This is a genomic window from Pedobacter sp. B4419 (assembly GCF_059693725.1).
The window spans coordinates 1,116,601-1,142,372 of record NZ_JCASSL010000001.1 but is presented as its reverse complement, the minus strand read 5'-3'; the positions used below and the strand labels follow the sequence as shown (position 1 = coordinate 1,142,372).

At 44.2% G+C, this 25,772-nt stretch carries 15 protein-coding genes and 1 tRNA gene; 6 read left to right on the top strand and 10 right to left on the bottom strand.

Going from position 1 to position 25,772, the window contains the following annotated elements; all coding sequences use genetic code 11:
- Nucleotides 1–4: 4 nt before the first annotated feature.
- The 10 genes from AC570H_RS04610 to AC570H_RS04565 all read right to left on the bottom strand — a co-directional run bounded on the left by AC570H_RS04610 (nt 5) and on the right by AC570H_RS04565 (nt 19,809).
- Nucleotides 5–2,806 (bottom strand): SusC/RagA family TonB-linked outer membrane protein, encoded by a 2,802-nt coding sequence (locus AC570H_RS04610; RefSeq protein WP_497352181.1) that lies wholly within the window; start codon nt 2,804–2,806, stop codon nt 5–7.
- 371 nt (nt 2,807–3,177) lie between these two features.
- Nucleotides 3,178–4,740, bottom strand: a complete 1,563-nt coding sequence (locus AC570H_RS04605) for a GH39 family glycosyl hydrolase (protein WP_497352179.1) — start codon at nt 4,738–4,740, stop codon at nt 3,178–3,180.
- Nucleotides 4,737–5,933, bottom strand: coding sequence for a glycoside hydrolase family 88 protein (locus tag AC570H_RS04600; protein WP_497352177.1), 1,197 nt, complete (start codon nt 5,931–5,933; stop codon nt 4,737–4,739). The genes AC570H_RS04605 and AC570H_RS04600 overlap by 4 nt, the downstream gene beginning before the upstream one ends.
- Before the next feature lie 24 nt (nt 5,934–5,957).
- Complete coding sequence (locus AC570H_RS04595) at nt 5,958–7,184, bottom strand: DUF2264 domain-containing protein (RefSeq protein ID WP_497352175.1); 1,227 nt, start codon at nt 7,182–7,184, stop codon at nt 5,958–5,960.
- Nucleotides 7,185–7,241: 57 nt separating this feature from the next.
- On the bottom strand, nt 7,242–10,169 hold the full coding sequence (locus tag AC570H_RS04590) for a glycoside hydrolase family 2 TIM barrel-domain containing protein (protein ID WP_497352173.1): 2,928 nt from the start codon (nt 10,167–10,169) through the stop codon (nt 7,242–7,244).
- 33 nt (nt 10,170–10,202) lie between these two features.
- The gene (locus tag AC570H_RS04585) at nt 10,203–13,238 is read right to left on the bottom strand and encodes a discoidin domain-containing protein (protein ID WP_497352171.1); all 3,036 of its coding nucleotides are present in this window, start codon (nt 13,236–13,238) and stop codon (nt 10,203–10,205) included.
- Between the two features lie 4 nt (nt 13,239–13,242).
- On the bottom strand, nt 13,243–14,334 hold the full coding sequence (locus tag AC570H_RS04580) for a phosphoglyceromutase (RefSeq protein WP_497352169.1): 1,092 nt from the start codon (nt 14,332–14,334) through the stop codon (nt 13,243–13,245).
- 12 nt (nt 14,335–14,346) lie between these two features.
- On the bottom strand, nt 14,347–16,944 hold the full coding sequence (locus AC570H_RS04575; RefSeq protein ID WP_497352167.1) for a glycoside hydrolase family 2 TIM barrel-domain containing protein: 2,598 nt from the start codon (nt 16,942–16,944) through the stop codon (nt 14,347–14,349).
- A gap of 632 nt (nt 16,945–17,576) precedes the next feature.
- Nucleotides 17,577–17,666 (bottom strand) — tRNA-Ser (locus AC570H_RS04570).
- 64 nt (nt 17,667–17,730) lie between these two features.
- Nucleotides 17,731–19,809 (bottom strand): HD family phosphohydrolase, encoded by a 2,079-nt coding sequence (locus tag AC570H_RS04565; protein ID WP_497352165.1) that lies wholly within the window; start codon nt 19,807–19,809, stop codon nt 17,731–17,733.
- Between the two features lie 271 nt (nt 19,810–20,080).
- Here AC570H_RS04565 and AC570H_RS04560 point away from each other — a divergent pair, with 271 nt between their 5' ends.
- The 6 genes from AC570H_RS04560 to AC570H_RS04535 all read left to right on the top strand — a co-directional run bounded on the left by AC570H_RS04560 (nt 20,081) and on the right by AC570H_RS04535 (nt 25,724).
- On the top strand, nt 20,081–20,938 hold the full coding sequence (locus AC570H_RS04560) for an SPFH domain-containing protein (RefSeq protein ID WP_497352163.1): 858 nt from the start codon (nt 20,081–20,083) through the stop codon (nt 20,936–20,938).
- Nucleotides 20,938–21,477, top strand: coding sequence for a hypothetical protein (locus AC570H_RS04555; protein WP_497352161.1), 540 nt, complete (start codon nt 20,938–20,940; stop codon nt 21,475–21,477). The genes AC570H_RS04560 and AC570H_RS04555 overlap by 1 nt, the downstream gene beginning before the upstream one ends.
- Before the next feature lie 10 nt (nt 21,478–21,487).
- On the top strand, nt 21,488–21,640 hold the full coding sequence (locus AC570H_RS04550; RefSeq protein ID WP_497352159.1) for a type II toxin-antitoxin system antitoxin: 153 nt from the start codon (nt 21,488–21,490) through the stop codon (nt 21,638–21,640).
- Between the two features lie 201 nt (nt 21,641–21,841).
- The gene (locus AC570H_RS04545) at nt 21,842–23,020 is read left to right on the top strand and encodes an acetyl-CoA C-acyltransferase (RefSeq protein ID WP_497352158.1); all 1,179 of its coding nucleotides are present in this window, start codon (nt 21,842–21,844) and stop codon (nt 23,018–23,020) included.
- Nucleotides 23,021–23,039: 19 nt separating this feature from the next.
- Nucleotides 23,040–23,966 (top strand): hypothetical protein, encoded by a 927-nt coding sequence (locus tag AC570H_RS04540; protein WP_497352156.1) that lies wholly within the window; start codon nt 23,040–23,042, stop codon nt 23,964–23,966.
- A gap of 96 nt (nt 23,967–24,062) precedes the next feature.
- On the top strand, nt 24,063–25,724 hold the full coding sequence (locus AC570H_RS04535) for a peptide MFS transporter (RefSeq protein WP_497352154.1): 1,662 nt from the start codon (nt 24,063–24,065) through the stop codon (nt 25,722–25,724).
- The last annotated feature ends 48 nt before the right edge of the window (nt 25,725–25,772 follow it).

Genomic DNA, 25,772 nt, shown 5'->3' with positions numbered 1-25,772 from the left:
GAATTTAGAGTTTAATATTCACGCCAACATTGAATGTTCTGCGAAGCGGATAAATGGAATTATTATTTTCGGCATCGTTATACTCGAGATCGGTAAACGAATACAGGTTAAAGCCATTGGCAAAAACACGTACGCCTTCGAGCTTGATCTTTTGCGTTAGCGAACGAGGCAGCGTATAGCCGATATCTACGTTTTGGATGCGCAGGTAAGCTGCCGAACGAACCCAGAAAGTAGAATTGCGCTGGTTATTGGTATTGGTACCGATAGACAGACGCGGGTAAGTAGCATTGGCGGCGTTAGATGGCGTCCAACGGTTCAATTGTTGTACATAAGCCTGTCCATTGCCACTGTCTTGGAACTCGTATTCTTGGGCACCCGATAAAATGATATCGCGGTTGGCCACCCCTTGGATAGATACGCTCAAATCGAAGCCCTTAAAGTTAAAGCCAGTGGTTAAGCCATAAAAAATCAATGGTTTCTGGGTACCGATGGCGGTTTCATCGAACTGGTTGATCACATTATCGCCGTTGAGGTCTTTGTATTTAAGATCTCCGGGTTTTGGCGTGTAGCCGTCTACCTTGGCACTGGCATTGATATCGGCCTGCGATTGGAAAAAACCATCGGCAATGTAGCCAAAAGCCTGCCCTACCGGTAAGCCTGTACGTCTTTGGTAATCGTATTGGCGCAATACCTCATCTTGGTAAATCACCTTTGATTGAAGGGTAGAGAAATTGCCGTTCACAAAATAACCTACCTCACCCGATTTGCCATTCCAAGAAAGATTAGTCTCGAAACCTGAATAACGGTTTTTACCTACATTTTCAAGTGGATAGGCTTGTCCGATAATCTGGGTCGAAGTGCCACGGGTTTGCATAAGGTCCGAATAGCTATCGCTAAAATACTCGGCAGTTAACTTTAAGCGGTTGCGAAAAAATTCGGCATCCAAACCTACATTCAGCTTATCGGCTTTTTCCCAAGTGGCATTCGGATTGGCTAGGGCCAACTCTGCGTACGACCTGGCTGAAGTTGGGGTAGCACCGAAATAATAAACTGGCGTAGTACCACCATAGCTATAATACTGATCGTATACATAATAACCTACATTGGCATTACCCGTACTGCCAAAACTTACACGTGGCTTTAAGGTGTTGATCCATTTGGTATCGGCCATAAAATTTTCTTTAGCCAAATTCCAGCCCAAGCCAGCCGCGTAGAATACACCAAAACGGTCGCCTGGCCTGAAGCGGTTAAAGCCACCGTAGCTCAATGCACCTTCGGCAAAATATTTTTCCTTATAGTTGTAGCTTACATTGCCCGCAAAGTTGGTGTAAACCGCAGGGAGCGAAAGATTCAAAGTAGTTGCCTGACGGTCGGCCAACAAAACAGCGTTCAATTTGCTGTCGCCAAAAGAGTGATCGTAGCCCAAGCTTAATTTACCATACGTATAGGTTCTTTTGGTCTCGATGCTTAAGGTGTTTGGCTGATTGGTGTTGGTTCCGATTTGCGAATAAACCGGCGAACCGCTACTGATATTCAAGCCATAAACCGCAAAAGATTTAGAACGGTCTACGGTTTGGTCAGCGGTATTATTGTAAGAAATATCTCCTTTTAGCCACAATCCCTCTACCCATTTATCCAATTTCTGCGTAACGGCCAGATCGGCAGCCAAATCCCTGGCAGTCGATTTGATATAGCCCGCATTGTTCAGCATGCCATAAATATTGTTAGAGAAAGTAGCGTTGCCACCCAAAGAACCATTTGGATTAAAAATGCTATAGGCATTGTTTGGCGTATTTAAAATGGCGGTGTAAATATCGGACAAGCCGCCACCAGGCTGATTAGAATCTTGGATGCGGCCAAAAATATTCAAGCCTACGTTTAAAGTCTTGTTCAGATCGATACTCACGTTAGACCTTACAATGTAACGATCAACACTCGAATTGGTACTGTAGGTATTGAGGTCGGCGGTGTTGAAAAATCCACCCTCGTTTTGGTAATCCAGTGCAACGTAGAACTTGGCAATATCGTTGCCGCTTTGGATGTTCACATTGTACCTATCAAGCGTGGCGTTTTTGTTCAAAAATAGTTTGCGGTAATCGTTGTTGGGATGGAACAGGGGATCGCTGCCTTTTTGATAAGCCAAAATATCAGCTGCCGAATAAACCGGGGCTAGGCCATCGTTATTGCGCGCTTCATTGTACAAAATGGCATAATCCGCTGCAGAAACCACTTTAGAATTATTGAGCAATTCCTGCAAACCATGCTGTGCCGTGAACGATAATTTAAAAGGTGTTGCTATTGGCCGTTTGGTGATCACCTGAATAATGTTGTTGGATGAACGCTGGCCAAAAGTTACGGTCGACAGCGCATCTTTAAGGACGGTGATCGATTCGATAGACTCGGGCTCGATTGAAGTAAAATCTCTCGGCACGCCATCAATCAAAATCAATGGTGCCTGGCCACGAATCCTGAAATCGATAACCGAAGTAGGATCGTCGGTGTCTTGAACACCGCTGCGTTGCCGGGTGTATAAACCCGATAGTCTACCCGGCAGGGCCTGCAAGAATGAAGGAGCCGGGGTGGTGATCAGCTGATCGGTATAAACAGTAGCGGTAGCCTGCAACAGGCTGCCTTTGGGCTGTACCTTGTTAAGCAGGGTGATGCTGTTGGAGCGCTGCAGGCTATCTGCCTTTCTCTTGGCGACCAAGGTATCTACCGTCTGCGAAAAAGCAGTACCTCCTCCACCTATTAAAAGCACTACAAAAAGCAGTCGTACTATTTCTCTTTTTAAGTAGTAATTACACATAGAAATGTTTTAAAAATTAGCATAGAATTGATATCGCTTTGGATGGTTGGTTAGGCCACAGACCAAGCGATTAAAACCTATAATTAAATTGTTTTTAGCTGGGCTAATTGAAAGCAGGGAACGCTAACAGCGACGTACATTTTTATTCATACATTGTTTGGTTTTGGGTGGTTTGGTTTTGTTCTTTACTTGGTTTGTTCTTTCTTGCTTTGCTTTAAAATTAAACAAATAGCTTAATGTTCATTTTTTTAACTTTTAGAAAACAATACTCAATATTAGGCTTTAAACGCATGATTTACACAGGACTAATCGTTCATAAGTACATGTTACCCGATAAATAATACGTTCATAAGCGGTTTTTTTGTTTAATCTCAATCGAGCTTGACAAGCTTGACGAAAACGATATCATTTTCACGTAAGGGAATCTCTTTTTCGAACCTGCCATTGGCAACGCTGATCGTACTTTGGCTCAAGGCTTTTCCAACCGATTCCTGCATGAATTTGGCCACCTGTGCCTTGCTGATCTGCGAAGGTTTGCCCAACTCCAAGTACATCGAATAGGGATCGTTTTCCTGATAGCCTACCTTATAAATTTCGAGTTTGTATTTCCCGTTTTTGAGATTGGCCAATTGCAGCTTGGCTGGTGCTTTGGCCAGGGCGGGCTGCAGCTTGTTAAAATAATCCTGATCGAAAGAATAGTTTCTGCTTGGGGCGGTATAATCCCAGATCAAAGCTTGTACGCCATTGGCTGATTTACACACGTAAGAACTTTCATCAGCATTTTTAAGCTCGGTTTTGCCCAGCTCCTCCAAAAATTTGTACGAATAATAGCTCGGCTTTTTAATGTCTTGCAGGTTAATCAAGCCAAAACCTCCATGAAAAGGTGTTAAGCCTGGCCCAGCTTCCTCAAATACATCGGTAAAAGTCCAGTAAGACATGGAGTTGCTATATAGCGATGCCTTCTTCAGCACATGCAGGATATAAGCTGCATTTTGATAGGTATCATGAATAGGGTCTCTTGACGATGGCGAGGTATTCCACTCGGTAAAATGCAACTCGGCTTTTTTATAAACCGAAGCATCGATTTGGCCACGCACCCTTTTCACATCGATGGCAATGGTATCGCGGATGCTTTTGAGCTGCTGTTTTTTGGTACCCAGTTCATCCAATACCGAAGTAGTGCCATAATCATGCGTGCTCACAAAATCGACAGGCAATTTGTTGTTCTCGCAATAGCCTAGGAAATCACCGATCCATTTGGTGGCCGAGGTAGCTGGTCCGCCTACTCGATAGGCCTGCGAAACGCCTTTTACCGCCTTAACGGTATGCGCATACAGCTCAAAATAATCGGCTTGCGTAGCATCGAAAAAGCCTTTCAGATCGGGTTCGTTCCATACTTCGAAATACCATTTGCGTACTTCTTCTTCGCCGTAGCGTTCTTGCCAATGTTTCACCAGGTTGGTAATCAGGGCATCCCATTTTTCGTACGATTTAGGTTTGCTTACATTGGCTTTCCACCAGAAAATGGTTTTGGTTCCCGAAGCCAAATCAGGTGGCATAAAACCAAATTCTACAAAAGGCCTGATGTTGATGCTGAGCAAAAAATCGTACAAGCGATCTACATACTGCCAATTGTATACAGGATTTCCGGCTTTGTCTTCGGTATAAATCCGCATATCGTCGTGCAAAAGTCCGTGAAAGCGGATGTACCTAAAATGCGCGTCTTTTTGGATCATGGCCAACTGCTGCTGCCAATCGGCCCTCAAGCCTTCGGCTGCCCTACCCGCACCTATGCACTCGTTGTATACCTGGTTTTTTGGACCGGATACTGCATTTATATCGGCCTTAATGAGCCTGGTTTGCGCATAGGTTTGTTGTAAACATAAAAGCAGGAATGAAACCACGCCTGCCTTTACTTTTAAAATCGTTCTCATTTTTTACCAAGGTTTTTATAACGCAACATGGCTTCTACAAAATAGTAGTCGGCATAGGTTAAAGGCACATCGATCATCGCTCCTTTTGGCAAATGGCCAACACAGTGTTTAAGAATAAAACCACCGTTTTCGCCTGGCGCAGCCTTAAATTTGTCGCTCGATAGCGTGCGGATAATCGTTTCAGCTACATCCATATATTGTTTAGATAAACCAGCATCAACATAACCTGCCAATTCGATCAAAGCTGAAGCATAAATGGCACCGGCCGAAGCATCACGATAAGCATTTGGTATATCTGGCGCATTAAAATCCCAGTAAGGCACCTTATCAGCAGGCAAATTCGGATTGCTCAATATAAATTTGGCAATGTGCTTGGCCTGCTCCAGGTATTTAGGGTCTTTGGTTTCGCGATACATCATCGTATAGCCGTAAAGCCCCCAACCCTGTCCACGGGCCCAAGCTGATTCATCGGCATAGCCTTGTACAGTTTGTTTTTTAATGATTTCTCCAGTCTCGGGATTATAGTTGATCAAATGATAAGAGCTGTAATCTGGCCTAAAATGGTTTTTCATGGTGGTATTGGCATGCGAAATGGCCACTTTGGCATAGGTAGAATCGCCACTTACTTTGGTGGCCCACATCAACAGTTCCAAGTTCATCATGTTATCGATAATTACACGAAACTCGCCCGGTTTAGAGCTCCAAGACATGGTACAACCAACTTTTGGATTAAAACGTTTGGTTAAGCTTTTGGCGCTGGTTAATAACACATCTTTATATTCGTCACTTGGCTTAATGTTGTTGGCATTGCCAAAGCTACAGTACATCATAAAGCCGATATCGTGCGAATCAATAAACTTGATGGGCTCCATGAGTGGCAATTTGGCCAAACCTGCATTGTACAAGGTTTGGTCTTTGGTGCCTTCGTACAGGTAAAACATAGTACCTGGATAAAAACCGCTCACCCAGTTTTTAGGGGTTGTGCTTTTAGATTTATTGTTCTGGAAAGTTTCGGGCAAGCTATCGGCAGGTACGTTTTTCATCAGCACTTTATATTGTGCAGAAGCATCTTTCAGGTTTTTATCGATCAATTTAACAAGATCGGCCTTGGGCTTTAAGTTCGCCTTTTGCGCTTGAGCAAACAAAGTGCTCGAGCCTATTGCAGTGGCCAGGAATAATAATTTAAGTTTCATTGCTAAGTTCAATTAGGTTTTTGGTTAGTTTTCTTTATCTGGTAAAGCGTGGTCTATTTCAATGGTTTCGCCTTTCCAGGCTTTCTTCGCTGTCCAATCGGCATAAGGCGCCTGCCAAAACGGATCGCTCGTGGGCAAACCCAGTACAAGGAAAGCTTCAGAGCACAGGTACAGGCTTCCGGTTGAGATATAGTTCTCGCCTACTTCAGGCTGATGTCCGGCAAAGCCGATCGTTAACCAGCCGTTGGCATCGAAAGTGTTGGGCATTTCTACCTGTCTTTTGATTACGGCATACAAAGCCGAGCGTACCTGTTGCGGACTCACATGCTCTGGAAGTTCGTGCATCAAGGCAATTTTAGACAGCAACTGAAAGGCACCAAAACGATAGGCCAACGAGCGACCAATTGGCGGATAAGTGCCTTCTGGAGAAATCAGGCGCTCCTGAACAGCTGCATAGCGCTTGGCGCGCTCGAGCATGAGTTCGTAATATTTTTTGGTATCGATCTTGGCATCCTGCATCACCTTGGTTACCTCGAGCAGCATCGGCTGAATTACAAAGCTGTTGTAGTAATCCCAATGGAAGTTTGGTCCATCACCATAGGCACCGTCGCCTTTGTACCACAGCAGGTGCTGCTTAATGGCATAGTCGATGCGCATCCTGTCGCCCGAATTATCAAATTGCTGCAAAGCCGCTTCTACGGTTGCGCTAAACATGAGCCAATTGCTGTAAGAAGGCAAAATTTCGCGACTCGAGCGAATGGCATTGATTACATTTTTTTGTGTGGCTGGATCGAGGTTTCCCCATAACTGTTTGGGTGCGCGAAGAAGGGCCTGCGAGAAAAATGCCGCATCTACCAAGGGTTGTCTGCCTTGGTTAAAGTTCATGAAATCCGCCGCTTTCGGATCAGTCGCATTTTTGATGCATTGTACCGCCAAATCGATGTATTTCTTACGCAGTTTACCTTCTGGCGTTTCATCAGGACCGAGTTCCAGCCATGGCGCCATGCCACTCAACAATCGGCCAAATGCCTCTAAATAGGTACTGTAAACCCTATCTTTGGCTACCTTGGCTTCTATAGGCATGGTTTTCTTCAGTTCGTTTTTGCTCAGGGCATTCAACACCGGATCGGCAATGCGCGTAAGGGTCTTTACATAAAACTCCCGCTCGCCCAAGCCATTTGCCGGGTTGATCTTTTGTGCCCAAATCAGCGTTGGTGCCAATAAAAACACAAGGATAAATAGTTTTTTCATGTTGTTTAGGTTGCTATATTTTCCCAGTTGCCGACCACTGTAAATCGGCAATAACTATTATTTTTTATTGAAAGCCGTTTCCAGTACCACCAATCTCCTGTCGCCAGTGTAGGTTACATTAACGTCTGTACGGTCAACCGGGCAATCGATGGCCAGTTTTTCGCCAGCTTTCAGTACTTGGCTTACTTCTTTTAACCCATTGATTTTGATCTTGATTTCGAGCGGGTCCTTAGCAGGGTTCCAAACAATAGAAGTTACGTTGTTCTGTCCCTCAGGTATGCGGCACCAGAATTTGCCTACGCCTTCTTTCGAGTTTTTGTCGCTTACGGTTGGCTGCCCACCGAAGCTTTGGAAATAAGGTCCGAATGGCCTTCTACCATTGGCTACATATTGGATGCCTGGTCTTGAGTTAAAGCCAGAGCGCGTTCCGCCAGCCAACTGATAGCCTTCTGGCATTACAGCAATGCCTTTGGTAAACGAATCTGGCAAACGTGGTGTTGAGTTCACCAAAAAGCCGCTGTAAATATCGGTTACTACACCTTTTTCGGTTTCGTATTCGCCCCAAACAATCGGGCTGTTGATCAATTGATACATCTCGTGGCCTGTTGGCGAACTGGTATAACTCACCAAATTCAATAACATTCTGCTGGCCACAGGGTCAATGCCTGCACGGTTGGCCAAATCCAATCCGCATACCAACACGCTGCCGCTGCCACTGAACTGTTCGGCAATCACAATGCCCCTTAAGCCTGAGCTGTAGTTGGCCAAAATTGCCGTGTTCAGCACGTCGTCGTTGTTTTGAAAGGTATAGCCATCGGTTACTGGCCTGTTGGCAGGGAAGCCCGGTTTGGTTGCATCCCAATTGGTATAATCAGACCATACTTTAAGGTTTTCGCGGGTAACACCGGCAAAAACAGGATGGTTAGGACGTTCTGGATTTACATAATAGCCATTACGGGGCGAGTTGCTTGATACTGGATAAATTGGATTATCGATATCGGTATTGGTGTTGCCCAAAGGATTGGACAGGATGGCATTTTGTAAATTCATGTGTACGCTATCCTGGCGGAAGCTTAAAATACGACCTCCATTTTGTACATATTTCTTCAAGCCTGCGGCATTGGTGGCCAGATCCTGGTCTGCAGAATTCTCGCCAATAATCAAGGTATTGTTTTGTGGCAGCTCCTTTAACGAATTCACTTCCGTAAATTTGATGTTCAAGGTAGTGAAGGCTTTTTTGGTTGCGCCCACTTTATCGTAAAGCAATACGGCTGTACTTGGCGCCGTGGCCGAAGCGGTAAATAATTTATCTGCTACAAAAAACCTGAAACTGTTTTTAGATACCGTTTTGCTGCCACTTTTCAAGGTGCCCACCAACTCATAAGTATCAGAGCTGAGGTTATCGGGAAATTTGATGCTGATCTGGTTTTTTATGGCTTTGTAATAAGGTACATCGCCCACTCTGAGGCTGTCTTTTAAAATTACGGCATGGGTTTTATCGCGCAGTTCGTATACTAAATTCGCATCCTTCAGGTCGGCAAAATTATTGTCGTCGTTAATTACGTGGGCATACAACTTGATGCTCGATCCCGCATACACATTTGGCGTGTATGATTCCCAACTTAACAGAATAGGCTGATAAGAGGTTTTAACCTGCTCGGTAGCTGGCTTTGGTTTCATATCATCGAATTTTTCAATCGAATCCCAGTTGTAGAAAAGGATGGTGAAAGGAAATACACCGCTTAAATCAGGATTGATGTTTCTGAACTGCCTAAAGCTTTCTGTAGCTTGGCGAATGGTGAATTTTTGGTGCTCATCAGCTAAACGCGATTGCAAATCTTGGCGTTCATGACCTGTCCAGGCCAATTGCGAAGAAGGATTTTTATGCCAAGGCGTTAAGTTGTATCGGCCATCTGGACCAGTGTAATTACCCACGCATTCGGTGAAGGTTATTGGCTGACCAGTTTTTGGAAAAGGAATAAGGGATGCGTTGTTACGGATATTCAAGAAAGTGAAAGGCGAACTGTAATACCAGCCCCAATACCTATGGATATCGCAAATATCTCCTGCCTTGCCATAGCCATAACCTGCATTGGCAATGTACACACGGGTTTCGTCCCATCCTTTTAGCTTATCGTAGGCATACGAAAGAAATTTTTCCCATTGCTCGGCTCTTTTGCCAGCAAAGGGAGTTTCGTTGGTCATGGCGTATACCATTAAACTCGGGTGATGGGCAATTAAGCCCAGTTTTTTATGTTCATACCACGATACACCCTGATCGTAATCTTTCGGAAAGCCACCATCGGTTTCATCGCCTACGGCTTCTTGTGCTTCTACTTTCTCGCCCGAACCTACCTTGCCACTGTAGTTGCCACCAAATACCATCATACCCAGTTCGTCGCATACATCAAACCACTCTTCGGCATCAGGAATACGGATGATATTGACGTTAATGCTTTTCATGAACTTCACGTAATCCATGGCAAACTCACGGCTTTTTTCCAGCTTTTCAGGAATCCCCCTGTTTGGTGGATTGATGGCAATGCCACGCAGAAAAATCGGCTTGCCGTTTAGGTATAAATTGCCTCCCCTACGCTCAAAAAAGCGAAAACCGGCTCTTTCCTGCAATTGATCCTTCACTTTTCCGCCAGCCAGTTGTTGCAAAACGATACTGTACAAATAGGGATTTCCTGGTGTCCAAAGCACGGGTTTGAGATTTTTGATGTTAAAAGCCAATTGCTTTTTGCCGGCATTGGTTACTTCAACCGGGTTCACCGCACCTTGCCAAAGTGTTTTGCCATCGGCGATAGATTTGATCATCACCTTAAACGTGTTGCTTTTTGCCGTTTGGTACTCGGCATCAACCATTACACGAACATAATCTGTTCCGGTAAAAGGTATAATTTTTAAAGGCGCTTTATTCTTTTGTGCCCATACCTGAGCCATAAAGAATAACATTAATAGGCTAAGTGCTAATTTTTTCATTTCGCTTTATTTGGTTTATTCGTGGTTGTCAAATTAGTTCGGCTTTTTCCAAACCTGCAGCTTCGGCTCGTTTCCGGTTTCGCGGGTCGATATCATTACTTTTCTCCCTTTGTCTTCGTCATCGCCCAGCTGCCTGGTTTCTCTTACCAATACGAAGGTAATCTCATCATCGGCATGGTTTTTTATCAAATCAGTTACATCCAGGTAATGGTATTTCTCTTTTTGCGTAAACGCGATTTCTCCAGCGACGAAAGCCTCAGTTCCTACTTTTCCGATTAAAGCTTCCTTGCTGTCGAGCAATGGGGCATTGTTCCAGTTCAATTTCTTTTGGTCCCAGCCCTTTTTAAGCGGAATGCCGTACACATGCAGACGATAAGGCTGACCATTGTCATCAACTTTTCCGCTAATGGCCAACACGCTTCTATTGATTTCTGCGGGCTTGTTATCCTGCAAATCGAAGTGAACATAGGCTACCTGGTTTTTCGATGGTTCAGCAGCATCCAACTGCACAAAAAGCTGTTTCTCGCCAGCAAAGTTGAGGTTGGCATTTTTGCCGCCTTTAACGCTTGCATCGGCTTTAGCTACCAGCGAATTCATCACCCCAGCTTTTGAAGGAATAGTGAGCAATACCACGCTTTGTGGTGCCAAATCGAAATTGAATTTCCCTGTACTGGGCAGGCTGATCAAATCGCTTACCTCGCCATAAGAAACACCATTTACGGTTTCGGCTGTAATTGGCGTACCATTGGCCAATCTTAGGCTAGATAAATCAATGCTCAGCTGATAGGTAGAAAGACCACGCTGCACCAGCCACATGTAGTAGTTGCCCGAGGTGGCATCGAAAGAGGTATAGGTATCTAGATCACTGTCTTCTGTCGAGTTTTTGGTTTCCAACAGCGGACGTTCTTCCTTAAATCCTTTGGCAAACAAACGCACCACTTCACCGGTACGCTGGATGCCCGAAATATCGAAATCGGCCTTTGTAGAGGGACCATCGCCTTTGGCAAACAACTTGATTTCGCGTACCTTTAAATTGCCTTTATCGGTACTTACAAAACGTACTTTATTGGTTTTAACCGGCGATTTAAAGACCGCAAAAACCTGTGAATATTTGTTCTCCTTTTCGGCCATGCCAGGAATATCTGCCCAAGCATTGCCTTTGAGGTATTGAAGTTTAAAATTCTTGATGCGATCGGGACTGGTGTATACGCCGTCGGCCGATCCGGTATAAACTACGGCGCTGCCTAATTCTTGCGTGGCTCCCAAATCAATTTCGATCCATTTTTCGGCGCTGGCCTCCTCGCCCGACTGCCATGCCGAAGCATCGCTCTTGTTGCCATCGGTTACCATTTTGGCCATGCTGTTGCCCGTACTTGCTTTTACGGGCTTGTTTAATGCCAGGTTTTTATAGGCATCTTCTACAATGCGCCTGCCCTGCCAAATGTAATGGTGGCCCGATTTAATGCCCCGCGTATAAGGCCCGCTCGAAGTATTGGCAAACTTGAAAGCCCACATGCCATAACCTCCGTTTTTCATGTTGTTGGCATAAATTCCCGCCCATTCTGTAAACAGCGATGGCGAATCCATGGTTTCTTCCTTGTCGATGAGATAGGCGTTCATCCAACGGCCGATTTCAGTATACATAATCGGCAACGATTTGCCTTCGGGATGGTTCTCTTCCAATATTTTACGGATGTTGCTAATGCGCGATTCGTAGCCCGCAGCAGGCGAATTGTAAGAGTGTGTAGAGAAAAGGTTTACCTGATCGGTTGGCACGGTTTTGCCATGGTAATCGGTACGGATATTTTTGGCTACCGCTGCCCACCAGTCGGTATTTTGACCTGCGGTAACGGGCCCCACAAACTTCGCTTCTAGCTGTTTGTCGTATTTTTTGTTCACATCGGCTATCGCACAATGGATAGCATCTGATACAATTTGCTCGCCCGAAATCCATTGATCCAGTTTCATCGGGCCCGAGTTTTTGTGATTGGGTTCGTTCTGCATGGCGAACATGGCCACATCACCTTTTTTGGCCGTGTAATAGGCCAAGGCATAGTAACGCTGCCACTGCTTCCATTTGTTTTCCCAATCGTTAGAGAAATCGGTACTGCCCAGTTGCAAAATTACTTGGATCTTTAAACGCTTCAGCTCGCTCAAGGCATAGTTAAACACCATGGCATTGGTAGATGATGAATCAGGCAGGTCATACAATGGCGTCAGCTCGTCCCATTTGATGAATTGGTTTTTTTCTGGCGAAGCGCGCAATTCGTTTTTGCGCTTATCAAACTCTTCTACACTGCTTACGTTTTTATCAACCTGAACAGATTTTTCGGGCACAAAGGCATTTAAGCTGGCCCAAACCCTGAGGCTGTTTACGTTAGAATATTCGAGCCAACCCGAAATATTGCTTCCAGGAAAATAATAGCCTTGGTTGTAGCCTACAAATTTGAGGGTTTTGCCCACGGTTTTATCGCTTACGGTAACAGTAGCTTTTTGCGGTCCGCTGTTGGTATTGTTTTTTTTAATGCTCGAAGCTACGCTTGGCGGTGCAGGCATATTCGGGGCCACATCGCCAAAGGCTTCAATTTCCATCACATTGATGGCTTCGCCGTCGTCGCAGATGAGGCGGATTTTGAAGGTGGTTACTGCAGGCTTAAACTTAAAGCTGGCGGCTACCAAACGGTTTTCGTGTACTTCGGCTTTCGGAAAGTCCGTCCAGTTGGCATCGTCCCAATATTGCATCTTAAAATTCTTTACCGACCAAAATCCGGCAGCCTGTGTCATTTCATCAGGCCTTTTTTCATGGTCTGCAATACCACTGTGCACCACCAATTCGGTAATGTTGTAGTATTTTTGCAGGTCGATTTCGAGGATATGCGGTGCTTTATTGGTACCGGCCTGCCACTTCGAATTACGTGAAATCACACCATCGGTTACATTTTTGGCGGGAAAAGCCTTGTCTTCAGACGATACGGCCACCGGCTTGTGCAAGGCAATGTTAACCTGTTGCGCACCGGCTTGAAGCGCGAATAAAGAAAATGCAAATAGAGCTAAGTTAAACCTGTTCATGATTTTATTTTTTGATCACCGTTGGAATGGTTTCGCCAATGGCATTTGGACTTTTAAATTCTACACCCAAAAGCGCGGCCATGGTTTTGGCATATTGGTTCTGGTAAACCTGTACATTTTTGGTTTCACCCAATGGCTTAATGTCGGGGCCCATTACGGCAAACCAAATCTGGTCTGACCCAGGTTCCTTGCTGTTATGGTGTGTCCAATTGTCTTTCTGGTCGTCTCCACGCCCATGGTCGTTAGCAATAAACAAAGTAGTTTGGTCTTTATAAAACGGATCACTTTGAATATAGTTCCAAATATCCTCAAGCATTTTATCGTTGTTATAGGCCGATGACAAGTAGTCGGTATACAAGTTGCGATGGGCATAAGCATCAGTTTCTATCAAACTGATCTGCAATACCTTAGGATGATTTTGTTTCATGTATTCCTTAGCTAGAAAATAAGTAATGGCATCGGGTCTTTCGTTGGGGCCAAATGTTTTAGGCAACAAAAACTGGGCTTCGTTCAGCGCCTTTTGACGCTCGGTTAAGGTCTTTGCCGTATAGGCTTCATAACCTGCGTTTACCGGAAAGCCACACCTTTCTTCGTTCATGATGCGGTTAAAGGCTGCCCAAGAGGCAAAGGCTGCTACACTGTTCTGATAGCCTGGTTGCTTATTGAGATATTCTTGCAAAGTTACGTTAGGATTGGGGCCATAGTCGTTAGAGTTTACCCTTTTATCGGCATAACCCGTAAATATTTCGTTATAACCAGGATAAGAGAACCAATAAGGATTGGTTACGTTTACATTGCTGCCAACGTTGCGGTTGCCATACAGCTGGCCTTTGGTACCGATGGTTTTCCATAAGAACGGCATCATTTGCACCCTTCTCTCTTGTGCACCTTTGCTCCAGAACTTGGCAATGCGTTGTGCAGAATCCTTGGCTTTTTTTGATTCGCCAAACAGCTTTGCAGAATCGGCACCGGTAAAAACTTCTTTCCAGCGCAAGCCGTCGAAAGTAATGATGACGATTTTTCTTTCGCCCGGTTTTTGGGCAAACAGCATAAGGCTGCAACAAAGGGACAGGGCTAATAGGCTTAATTTTTTCATGTTTCTTTATGATTAATTTACGGTTTTAAGTCTGATGCCACTCAGGGTTGTTTTTCCCTTTTTGGCTTCGAAAGCAACGTGAAGCCCCTTCCCAGCTGTGGCACTCACCACGAACTTTTTGCGCAAGGCTACACCAAAGCCATAATCGGCGGCGAGATCTACATCGTTCAACAGGTTTTCGCCATTTACGGCCACATCAAATATCCTTTCACCCTTGGCCAGCTTATCGCTCTCCATAAAGCAGAGTTCCAATTCATAGGTTCCATCGGGCACATCAAACTGATAGCCTTTAATGTTATCCAAATAAGTATAAAACAGCGGATTGTCTTCTGTATTTTTCTTTACGGTTTTAATGTTGAGCATGGCCGGTGTGCCTTCTATATGGCCAAAGCTTCCCGTTTTGTAAGGTCGGTCTTCTATCCAGATATGATCGGCGCCATCTATATATTGTACATCCGCACCGGCATTAATGGCCAGCTCTCTGAAAGGCGAAGTTTTTAAATCTTCGTGATACGGGCTATAAGTAATTGTTAAATAATCGTTAATGCTTTGCGAGCCGCTTTTGGCCGCTGCCACAACTTGGTTGGCACCATCGGATAGTTGAACAGTCCATGTACATTTATGTATGCCATCGGGCTTTTTGGCACCGTAGCTTTTGCCATTTACGGTTAAAGTAACTTCGGCCAAATTCGAATACACTTCGATGGTAGAATTGGCACCTTTGACGCCGGCTCTTTTTTTCCAATCGCGCGAAGCGATATAAACCATGGGCGCTGGGTTCCAGTTGGCTTTGTACAGATAGTAAACGTCTTTCGGCTTCCTGTCCCAAGTAACCATGCCTTTTTGGTTCATGTTGTTGCTTACCCCACCCACGTTCGGTTGCGAAAAGTCGAACTGGTTCCAAATAGCGGTTCCCGCCAAATAAGGCATTTGCTTGATTTGGCTTAAATAAGATTCGTGAAAAATGCGCGAATACTGGCCGGTAAAATCGAAGCGCACCGGACGTTCGGTGTTGACGCGGTTATCGCTCTCGGCACCATACTCGCTGATGAACAATACCTGCTTAGGGTTAGCCGTATGCTTGGCATCGATGGTAGGCTTAAATTCTTCGGCCTTGCCACTGTACCAGCCGTTGTAAATATTGTAGCTGGCCAAGCCAGGGATATCCGACAATTTAAAGCGGTCATAATCGTCGCTCATGTGCATGGCCATGGTGCTTTTGCGCGAAGGATCCTCGGCCCTCACCGTACTATCTAATTTAACGGCATAGGCTCTTACCTTGTTGATATAGTCCATGTTTTCCTGCACCTGGATACGTTCGGCCTTTTCGCTCCATAGCAAAACTTCGTTCATCGAGCCCCAGATAATTACCGATGGATGGTTATAGTTTTGGCGGATCATTTCGCGGATCATCTGCTGCGAGTTATCCAGAAACTCTGGCACCGGATTCATATAGTTGACCAAGGGAATTTCTTCCCAAATGAGGATACCCATTTTATCGGCCAAGGCCAACATTTCTGGCGCCTGCGGATAGTGCGCCAAGCGCAAAAAATTGCAGCCCATCTCCTTGATCAGTTTCATATCGCGGTAATGGTCTTCACTACTCAAAGCATCGCCCCTATCCTTAAAATCCTGATGGCGGTTGGTGCCTTTAAGTACCAGCTTTTTGCCGTTTAAACTAAAGCCCGTATTCGGATCGAAAGAGAACCAGCGAAAGCCCAGCGGGTTGCTCAATTCATCGATTACTTTGCCATCGGCTACAATTTTGCTTTTTACTTGGTAGAGGTAGGGTTCATCTGGCGACCACAGCTTAGGCTTTTGAATGGAGGCAAAGCTCACATCAACATTAAGCGAAGCACCGGGCAAAACGTTTAGGCTTTTGCTTTGTTCGGCAACTACCTGATGCTGTGCATCGTAAATGGTATGGATGATTTCGAATTTCTTGGGACTTGTTCCGTCGTTTACAATCGTGCTTTTTACCTGCACCGAAGCAGTAGCTGCACTTACTGTAGGGGTTGAAATGAATACGCTTTTGGCACCGTGGTCTAATAAGTTAAAGTGCAACTGATCAACCGCCACCAGCCAAGCATCTCGATAGATGCCACCATAAGAGGCATAGCCTATAGACAGTGGTGGCAGAAAATCGTTTTGTGCATTATTTACCTGTACGGCAATGAGGTTTTCTGTGGGTTTATCGCCCAGCTTAACCAAACTTGTTATATCAAAAGTAAAAGCTGTGTACCCTCCTTTGTGCTGACCGGCAAATACGCCATTGACGTAGACATCAGCTACTTGGCCAACCCCTTCAAAATTGAGGTAGAGTTTTTTGTTTTTGAAACGCTGGTCGAGCATGATCTTTTTGCGGTACCAGCTGATGCCCCGTACAGAAGTTTCGTCATCATCGAAGGGATCTTTGGCATTCCAGGTATGAGGCAGGTTAACGGTCTGCCATTTCGTATCGTCGGCTTTGGGACGTTGTGCAAAATCGGCTCCCTGTGGCAGGTATTTCCAGTTGTCGTTTATAGACCATATTAATCTTGTTTGGGCCTGCGCAAAAAACGGGGCAACCATAGCGAGCAAAAAGAAAGAAAGGATGAACTTACGAATCATGTACAACGATGGGTATTTGGTTTATTTTGATAAGGGCAAGATAGGATGCACACCAATTTTAAACACAGGATAAATGAAACATAAGTACACCACGAAAAGAACAAAATGGATTTAAAAATGTGCCTTTCTGCAAAATAGGCGTATGCTATTGCCTATTCGGCCACTTGTATCAATTTATTCTAGACGCAATGGAAACCATAAATCTGCAGCCTATTTTTGCCAGCCTGGTTGCAGATAGAACTTCACACTCCAAAAGATGAAAGGAACATTATTAATACATGAAAACAGTATGGAAATTAGTCGGAATGTATATTCAACTTTTCCGGAAAGTGCCAGCGCACTTTTAGATCTGCTTTACCTTTTTGGATCGAACCTTAACGGGCTTGCGATTGCATAAAATTCATCACATCACTGAAAATCCGAAAGGACATAAAAAAACCGCCATCTGGGGCGGTCTTTTGTCTTTTGCGGAGAGGGCGGGATTACTCCATGATCCCGTTAAGGGGGAGGCTTCAGTCTTTGAAGCCACTCGCTACGCTTACTCATTTTTTGTTGTCCACTTATGCCGAAGCTTCGCTTCACAATATTAGCCAACAAAAAAAGCCCGACTTAAAAGTCAGGCTTCAAATTACTGGCGGAGAGGGCGGGATTCGAACCCGCGGTACCGTTGCCAGTACGACAGTTTAGCAAACTGTTCCTTTCGGCCTCTCAGGCACCTCTCCGTTTCTCAAAATCGTTGTTTTGAGGTTGCAAATATAGCAATTCATTGATGTTTGCAAAAAAAAATTACACAGTTTGCAAATAATCTATGCGCACATGATAGATGCTCATTAGCATCGTCTTGAATATCAGCTTTATAGTTTCTAAATCTTTTAGCGTCAAATCGCAGTCGTCTAACTGATTTTGTTCCAATTTGTAGTTAATGATGCGTTCAACCAGGTCGTTTATGTTCTGCGCGTCCGGATTTTTAAGACTTCTCGAGGCTGCTTCTACCGAATCGGCCAGCATGAGCACACCGGTTTCTTTCGAAAATGGAATAGGTCCTGGATAGCGGAAAATATTTTCGTCTACAAACTTCTCTGGCGAATTTTTTAAAAACGACTGGTAAAAATAATCGACTCTGGTGTTGCCATGGTGTGTCCTGATAAAATCGATCACGCTTTCCGGCAAACGATGTTTACGCGTAATTTCGATGCCCTTGTGCACATGCTTGATAATAATCTGGGCGCTTTGTTCATAAGGCAATTTATCATGCGGACTGGTAGTTGTGTTTTGGTTCTCGATAAAATACTGCGGGTTTTCCATCTTGCCAATGTCGTGATACAAAGCCCCTGCCCTTACCAATAACGAGTTGCCACCGATCTTAAAAATAGCAGCTTCGGCCAGGTTGGCTACCTGTAAAGAATGCTGAAAGGTACCAGGCGCCTTAAAGGCCAACTCGCGCAGCAACTTATTGTTAGTGTTGGTGAGCTCGATCAAAGCCACATCAGAGGTGATGCCAAACACACGTTCAAAAGCATAAATTAAAGGATAAGCCAAAAGCGACAAAAGCACGCTGAATACGAAAGGCAAGAAATTGGCCCATTCTATTTGTGCCAGCGAACCTTCCCTTAGCAAGGCGATGCCCACAAAGGACACAAAATAAGCACCCAAGATAAACGAAGCCGAAATGAGCAACTGTTCGCGCTTAACCAAGTTTTTGATGCTGTAAATAGCCACCATGCCTGCCGTAGTTTGATAAAACACAAACTCAAAGCTGTTGGGCACAAAAAAACCGGCAATCAAGATCACCAACAAATGCAGGTTGAGCGCCAAACGCGTATCGAACAAAATCCGGATGATGATGGGTACGATACAGAATGGGATATAATAAAGACTGGTAATGTTAAGCTTAATGGCCCAGGTAAGCGCCAGCAACATCGAAGTGATCACCAGCAAGAGCAATGAGAGTTGTCGGTTATCAGCAAAAATATCTTTCCTGAACAGGTATAGGAAAACCATCAGCAAAGAAATGATAAAGCCTACCAAAAGCACCTGCCCCAAATAAACCAATCGATTATCTCCTATGGTCTTGGTCTGCGCTTCGTAAGCCTCCTTATAAGATAAAAGCTTTTGATAGATTTCTTCATCGATGATACTCCCCTTGGCTACAATCAGTTCTCCTTTTTGCACCATTCCTTTGGTGGTAGAAAGGCTGTTCACCGTATTTTTCTCTACCGTAAGCGTTAATGCTTCGTCAAAAATAAGATTGGGTTTGAGATGGCTTTCGATCAAATCTAAAATTGCTTCCTTAATTTGAAGGTTGGTAGACCTAAAATTATTCTTAAAGTAATCTAGTGCACTTTCTGTCGTATATACATCCTGCGAATTCGCCCTTTGCGAAATATGGTCGCGCAACATAGAAAAATCATAATGCCTGCCGTCTTTTTGGTGCTTGGCCGACAAGCCAATGATTCCTTTTTTGTAAACGGCCTCCAGCATTTTATAAGCTGATTTTTTATCGGTTTCCTTTTCGCCGTCTGCAAAGGCATTTGTTTTCCATTTGACATCAAACTCGTTTAAGAAGGCCTCTGCTTGTGCTTTAAATACCTCATCATCGTATTTATAGATGGGCAATACATGATTTAGGGCATCTTTTTTATCGCTGGCTACTTGTGGATTGGTTTTAAGGATCGCAAAACTGAAGGGCGAAATCAGGTCTTTGTTAAGCCAGGCCTTGTTTTTTTCGAACTCGTACCTGAAACGGGGTTGCTTTGGCAGGTAAAGCGTAATAATGAATACGCACACCACCATCATGATATACTTGATGTTGGATGAATATTTTCGATAAAGTACTTTCCGCGAATTCTTTCTGATTTTGGCCAAAATTGTACAGCTTGATTAGATCAAAATTAAGATTATTTTTTTCAATCCCTATGACTAAGGCCCGAAAGTTAAAGTTCCTTGTCATTCCGAGGCACGAGGAATCTGTTTAGTCCCCCTTAATTAGATCCTTCACTTCGTTCTGGATGACAAAACTTGTAGTGGATCCTCTCCAAAAGCAACACGTTAATCGCTATGCGCCAAACATTCTTTCCATTTTATTTGGAAATCTCAGATTTTATATTTCAATTTGTGATATCAAATTAATATCATTATGTATACAGAAAAAATTATCAAACCACCTTCGGGCTATTTAACCCTGGTCTTGTTTTTAGTATTACTTGCTGGTGGCGTCTTCGCCCTCATCCAAGAAAGTTTCTTTGCCGGCAGTGCCATCCTGATTTTTAATTTCATACTGGTTTTGCCTGGACTCATTATTGTAAACCCTAACGAATCGCGCGTATTGACCCTTTTTGGTAAATATGTTGGTACGGTAAAATCCGACGGCTTTTTCTGGGTTAATCCGCTAACAGCCAAAAAGAAGCTTTCGTTAAGGGCACGCAACCTTAACGGCCAGCAATTAAAGGTAAACGATAAAATGGGTAATCCGATCGAGATTGCCGCCGTAATTGTTTGGCAGGTAAACGAAACCGCCAAAGCCACCTTTGCCGTAGAAAACTACCTGCAATACGTAAATATCCAAAGTGAAGCTGCCGTTCGCCACCTGGCCAACAGCTTTGCTTACGACAACATGGAAGATGAAAGTGCCGAAATCACCTTAAAAGACGGTGCCGAAAAGGTAAGCGTTCTTTTAGAAGAAGAATTGAATGAGCGTTTATCAAGAGCCGGTATTGAGGTAATCGAAGCCCGTATTTCTCACTTGGCCTATGCGCAAGAAATTGCGAGCGCCATGTTGCAACGCCAGCAAGCATCTGCAGTAATCGCCGCCCGTCGCTTAATTGTTGAAGGCGCCGTTGGAATGGTAGAAATGGCTTTAGAAAAACTGTCGCAAAAAGGCATTGTAGAATTAGACGAAGAACGCAAAGCAGCCATGGTGAGCAACCTGCTTGTGGTACTTTGTGGCGATAGACACGTACAACCCGTTGTAAACACCGGTACTTTATACAACTAATGGAATTTGAAGAAAAACAACAGCTTAGGTTTTGGTGGCTCTATGTCTTATTGGGCATAGAGACCATCATTATTTCCAGTGCATTGCTGTTCGACAAAAAAGGCATGAGTTTCCATGAATTAAAAAACATGTACTTCTTGCCCATTTTTGCCATTCTTCTTCCCTATCTGATTATCTATTTGCTCAACAAAAGTACGTTGAGCCTTAAGATTGATCAATGTGGCATAGCCTACCGTTTCTCGCCTTTTGCACGCCAGGTAAAATTTATTTCGTGGACGCAGGTTGACAAGCTGTATATCAGAAAATACGATGCCTTGAGCGAGTATGGTGGCTGGGGGCTCCGGCGCAAACTTTGGTTCAAGCGAAATGACAAAGCCTATATCTTTAACGATAAGAGCATAGGCCTGCAATTGGAATTGGGCCATCGCAAACGCATTCTTTTCAGCACTGCCAAAGCAGATGAACTCTCTCTTTTCCTCATTAATTTTAAACGTCAATACAACATAGGAGCTATCGAAACCGATGTCAGAGAAAGATAAAAAAGCATTTGTGTTAAGAATAAACCCCGTTGTGCTCAAAGAAATAGAGCAATGGGCTGCTGATGAGTTCCGCAGCACCAACGGCCAGATCGAGTACCTGCTTAACGAAGCCATCAAGGCCAAGAAAAAAGGCCGTTCTAAGAAATCGACCGATCAAGACTAGCCAAGCCAGATCCAATCTTTCATTTGCCCATCTCAAGGTCAAAAATTGGCTGCTGTTGCCATAATTTGGGGCCAAATTGCTAACTTGCGCCAACCAAATATCAAAAATATCATTAGATGAAACCCCTATGATTTTACAATTCAGCTAGTAATACTTAAAATCATAGGAGCTTCATAAGCACTGAAAAAAAACATAAACAGTATGAAAGAAGTAGTAATTGTAGCTGCCGTAAGAACGCCCGTGGGCAGTTTTGGTGGCTCTTTAGCTGGGTTTTCGGCCACTCAACTAGGCGGAATTACCATTAAGGCAGCCGTAGCGAAAGCCGGATTAGCACCAGAAAACATCCAGGAAGTATATATGGGCAATGTGCTCTCAGCCAACCTGGGTCAGGCACCCGCTACCCAAGCCGCAAAATTTGCAGGCTTGCCAGATTTGCCAGCAACCACCATTAATAAAGTATGCGCATCGGGCACTAAGGCCGTGATGCTCGCCGCCCAAAGTATTGCCTTAGGCAATGCCGACATCATTGTAGCAGGTGGCATGGAAAGCATGAGCAACGTACCTTATTATTTAGACAAAGCCCGAAACGGCTATCGTTTGGGCCATGGTCAATTAACTGATGGCTTGGTTAAAGACGGTCTTTGGGATGTTTATAACGACTGCCACATGGGATCGGCTGCAGAGCTTTGTGCCGAAACCTGCAACATCAGTCGCGAGGCACAAGATAATTTTGCCATCGAATCGTACAAAAGAGCGCAAGCCGCTCAAAGCGCTGGCAATTTTACCGACGAAATTGTTCCTGTAGAAATCAAAGACCGCAAGGGCGATATCACTTTGTTTAGCAATGACGAAGAACCTGCAGCAGTAAAATTCGATAAAATCCCTAGCCTTAAACCTGTATTCAAAAAAGACGGAACGGTTACGGCAGCCAATGCTTCTACCCTAAATGATGGCGCAGCAGCTTTGGTATTGATGAGTGCCGAACGTGCCAAAGAAATGGGCATTAAACCTTTGGCAAAAGTATTGGCTTATGCCGATGCGCAACAAGCCCCAGAGTGGTTTACTACAGCTCCATCAAAAGCTATTCCTTTGGCATTGAGCAAAGCGAACCTTACTACTGCCGATGTAGATTTCTTTGAAATCAACGAGGCTTTCTCTGTGGTATCATTGGCCAACAACCAGGCATTGGGACTAAAAGAGGAACAGGTAAATGTAAATGGTGGTGCGGTAGCCATTGGTCACCCATTGGGGGCATCTGGCGCTAGGATTATCGTAACCCTGCTTTCGGTATTGGCCCAAAACAATGGCAAAATCGGTGTGGCCGGTATTTGCAATGGTGGCGGTGGCGCAAGTGCAATAGTTATCGAAAATCTGCGTTAATCAACCATAATTGAGTGTAATGCTTAACGCCATTAAGACCTATATTTTAATCATTATGTTATGTTGTGCATTTACAAAGCTAAGTGCACAACATAGCTATAACCTTAACAACGATCCCAAATTAAATGCTTACCAAGATTCGTTGCGCATTTTGAGCGATGAGACTTTCACAGCCAAAGACAACGAAACCCGCTTGGAGAAAAATGCACAATTTGTGAAGAAATTCGTAAATGCGCTTAAGATCAATGGTTCTTTTAATTATGGTTTCGATTCGCTCAAACGCATTTCCATCCTTAAATCGCCCGACAATTCATTTCGTATCATTACTTGGTTTGTGCCCACAGAAGATGGTGGCTACCGTTATTATGGCACCATTCAGCTGCCTCACGTAAACGGGATGCTCAAATTATATCCCTTAACAGACAATACTGCAAATTTTACCGATGCCAATGCCATTACCAACAACAAAAATTGGTTTGGCGCACGTTATTATGAAATGGTGCCTGTTATTGTAAATGGCAAGCAGCCTTATTTTATCCTGCTGGGATGGAAAGGCAACACGTCAAAAACAACGAAAAAGGTGATCGAGGTTTTATCATTTGAAAAGAACGAACCTATTTTTGGCAAGAATATTTTTGAAGTGGCAAAAAATGCACCTACCAAGAACCGTGTTGTTTTCGAGTACAACAAACTGAATTCGATGACCCTCACCGTAGATGCCAAGGTAAATATGATCGTATTTGACCATTTGGCTCCCTACGACCCTAAAATGGTGGGCAATTTTGAATATTACGGCGCCGATTTGAGCTTCGATGGCTACAAATTAACCTGGGGCAAACTTTCGCTGGTTGAGGATGTAGAACTTAAAAATGACCCTTCCCCTAACGACGACTTTTACGGCCGACCTGTAAAAGCATCTACTATCGTTACCAAATCTGGCCACTAACAGGCCCCAAGCCAAACTTAAAAATTTGCTACTATGCCTACATGTACTTATATTGCGGGTTATACACACATTGGAACAAGAATTATTTAACCATTTATGCCTTCTACCCCTAAAGTAAAACACCCCAAGGGACTGCCCTTTCTATTTCTTTCTGAAATGTGGGAACGCTTCGGCTACTATTTAATGATCGGTATTTTCACTTTGTATTTGAAGGATGTAAAAGCCGGTTTTGCCATGACAGAGGCTGAATCTGCCGATTTATATGGTACTTTTATCGCATTGGTTTTTTTAACGCCTTTTTTGGGTGGCTTAATCGCCGATAGGTATTTGGGCTATACCAAATCTATTATTATTGGTGGCCTGATGATGGGCGTGGGTTATTGCCTGATGGGTGTACACAACCTCACCATGCTTTATACAGCCATGACCCTGGTGATTATCGGAAACGGATTTTTCAAACCAAATATCTCAACCCTCCTGGGCAATATCTACTCTACTCCCGAATACCAGGACAAGAAAGATGATGGCTACAATATCTTTTACATGGGCATTAACGTAGGTGCCTTTATCTGTAACTTTTTTGGCGCAGCCATGTATATCATGCTCGGTTGGGAATATGCTTTCCTGGCGGCGGGTATTGGTATGTTTATCGGCGTAATCGTGTTCTTAGTTGGCCTGAAGCATTACCGGGCATTCGATATCAAAAAAGGCGTACAAGAAGGCGATATGTCTTTCTTTAAGATAACCGCCCTGATTATTTTTCCTTCGTTAATTGCTGGCGTAATCGGGTGGATCGTACCCACCAAACTCTTAGGCCACGCCCTAGTAGGCTCCAACTCTACCGATGCCTTTATTTTTGCCTGTATACCCGTTATCTATTTTTATGGTTCCCTATACTTTAAGGCAAGCAAAGCCGAAAAGAGACCGATAGCCGCACTATTGACCATTTTTGTGGTGGTAATTTTGTTTTGGGCAGTATTTAAGCAGAACGGCACGGCATTGACCACTTGGGCCGACCGGTATACCGATAGAGAGCTGAGCAATCCTACCGCTAAGCAGGCCTTCTCCAGCTTAAGTCTCTCGCAAAACGTAACCTACCAAAAAGACAGCATTGCCTTATATGACGAAGCTTTCCGACTACAAAAGAAGGATGGCATTGTTCAAAAAGAATTCAACTACCCTACCTATTTTAAAAACGTAGCTCCAGCCCAACTGCCAAAAGAAGGCGACAAAATCGAACTCTGGGCCACCAATTTGAGCTTATCTATTAACCCAGCTTGGGTTATTATCCTCACCCCTCTTATCGTAGCCTTTTTCACCTGGCTCAGGAGAAAAGACAAAGAACCAAGTACTGCTACCAAAATCATATTTGGCGTGTTTATTTCAGCCCTTTCGGTATTGGTAATGGTGGCTGCCGTTTATGCAGGTGGCAATGGTGCCGAAAAAGTATCGGTACTCTGGCTCATGGGCAGTTATGGCGTAATTACCATAGGCGAACTGTTTTTAAGTCCGATGGGATTATCATTGGTTTCCAAGCTGAGTCCGGTAAGGATTACCTCGCTCATGATGGGCGGCTGGTTTGTATCCACTTCAATCGGCAACAAGCTTTCGGGCGTATTGGCCACGATGTGGGATACTTACGGCGATAAATCCAATTTCTTTTGGGTCAACTTTGTATTATTGCTGTTTTCGGCCATTATAGGTTTCGTATTGCTCAAATGGCTCAATGGAATTATGAAAGAAGTAGGCGTAAAATAGCCATCAAAATATTAAATAAACTAATTTATAAGACTAAAAACTAAATCA

Bases quoted from the DNA above. Each gene is read 5' to 3' on its own strand.
- AC570H_RS04610 (WP_497352181.1), bottom strand. From the start codon at position 2,806: ATGTGTAATTACTACTTAAAAAGAGAAATAGTACGACTGCTTTTTGTA.
- AC570H_RS04605 (WP_497352179.1), bottom strand. From the start codon at position 4,740: ATGAGAACGATTTTAAAAGTAAAGGCAGGCGTGGTTTCATTCCTGCTT.
- AC570H_RS04600 (WP_497352177.1), bottom strand. From the start codon at position 5,933: ATGAAACTTAAATTATTATTCCTGGCCACTGCAATAGGCTCGAGCACT.
- AC570H_RS04595 (WP_497352175.1), bottom strand. From the start codon at position 7,184: ATGAAAAAACTATTTATCCTTGTGTTTTTATTGGCACCAACGCTGATT.
- AC570H_RS04590 (WP_497352173.1), bottom strand. From the start codon at position 10,169: ATGAAAAAATTAGCACTTAGCCTATTAATGTTATTCTTTATGGCTCAG.
- AC570H_RS04585 (WP_497352171.1), bottom strand. From the start codon at position 13,238: ATGAACAGGTTTAACTTAGCTCTATTTGCATTTTCTTTATTCGCGCTT.
- AC570H_RS04580 (WP_497352169.1), bottom strand. From the start codon at position 14,334: ATGAAAAAATTAAGCCTATTAGCCCTGTCCCTTTGTTGCAGCCTTATG.
- AC570H_RS04575 (WP_497352167.1), bottom strand. From the start codon at position 16,944: ATGATTCGTAAGTTCATCCTTTCTTTCTTTTTGCTCGCTATGGTTGCC.
- AC570H_RS04560 (WP_497352163.1), top strand. From the start codon at position 20,081: ATGTATACAGAAAAAATTATCAAACCACCTTCGGGCTATTTAACCCTG.
- AC570H_RS04555 (WP_497352161.1), top strand. From the start codon at position 20,938: ATGGAATTTGAAGAAAAACAACAGCTTAGGTTTTGGTGGCTCTATGTC.
- AC570H_RS04545 (WP_497352158.1), top strand. From the start codon at position 21,842: ATGAAAGAAGTAGTAATTGTAGCTGCCGTAAGAACGCCCGTGGGCAGT.
- AC570H_RS04540 (WP_497352156.1), top strand. From the start codon at position 23,040: ATGCTTAACGCCATTAAGACCTATATTTTAATCATTATGTTATGTTGT.
- AC570H_RS04535 (WP_497352154.1), top strand. From the start codon at position 24,063: ATGCCTTCTACCCCTAAAGTAAAACACCCCAAGGGACTGCCCTTTCTA.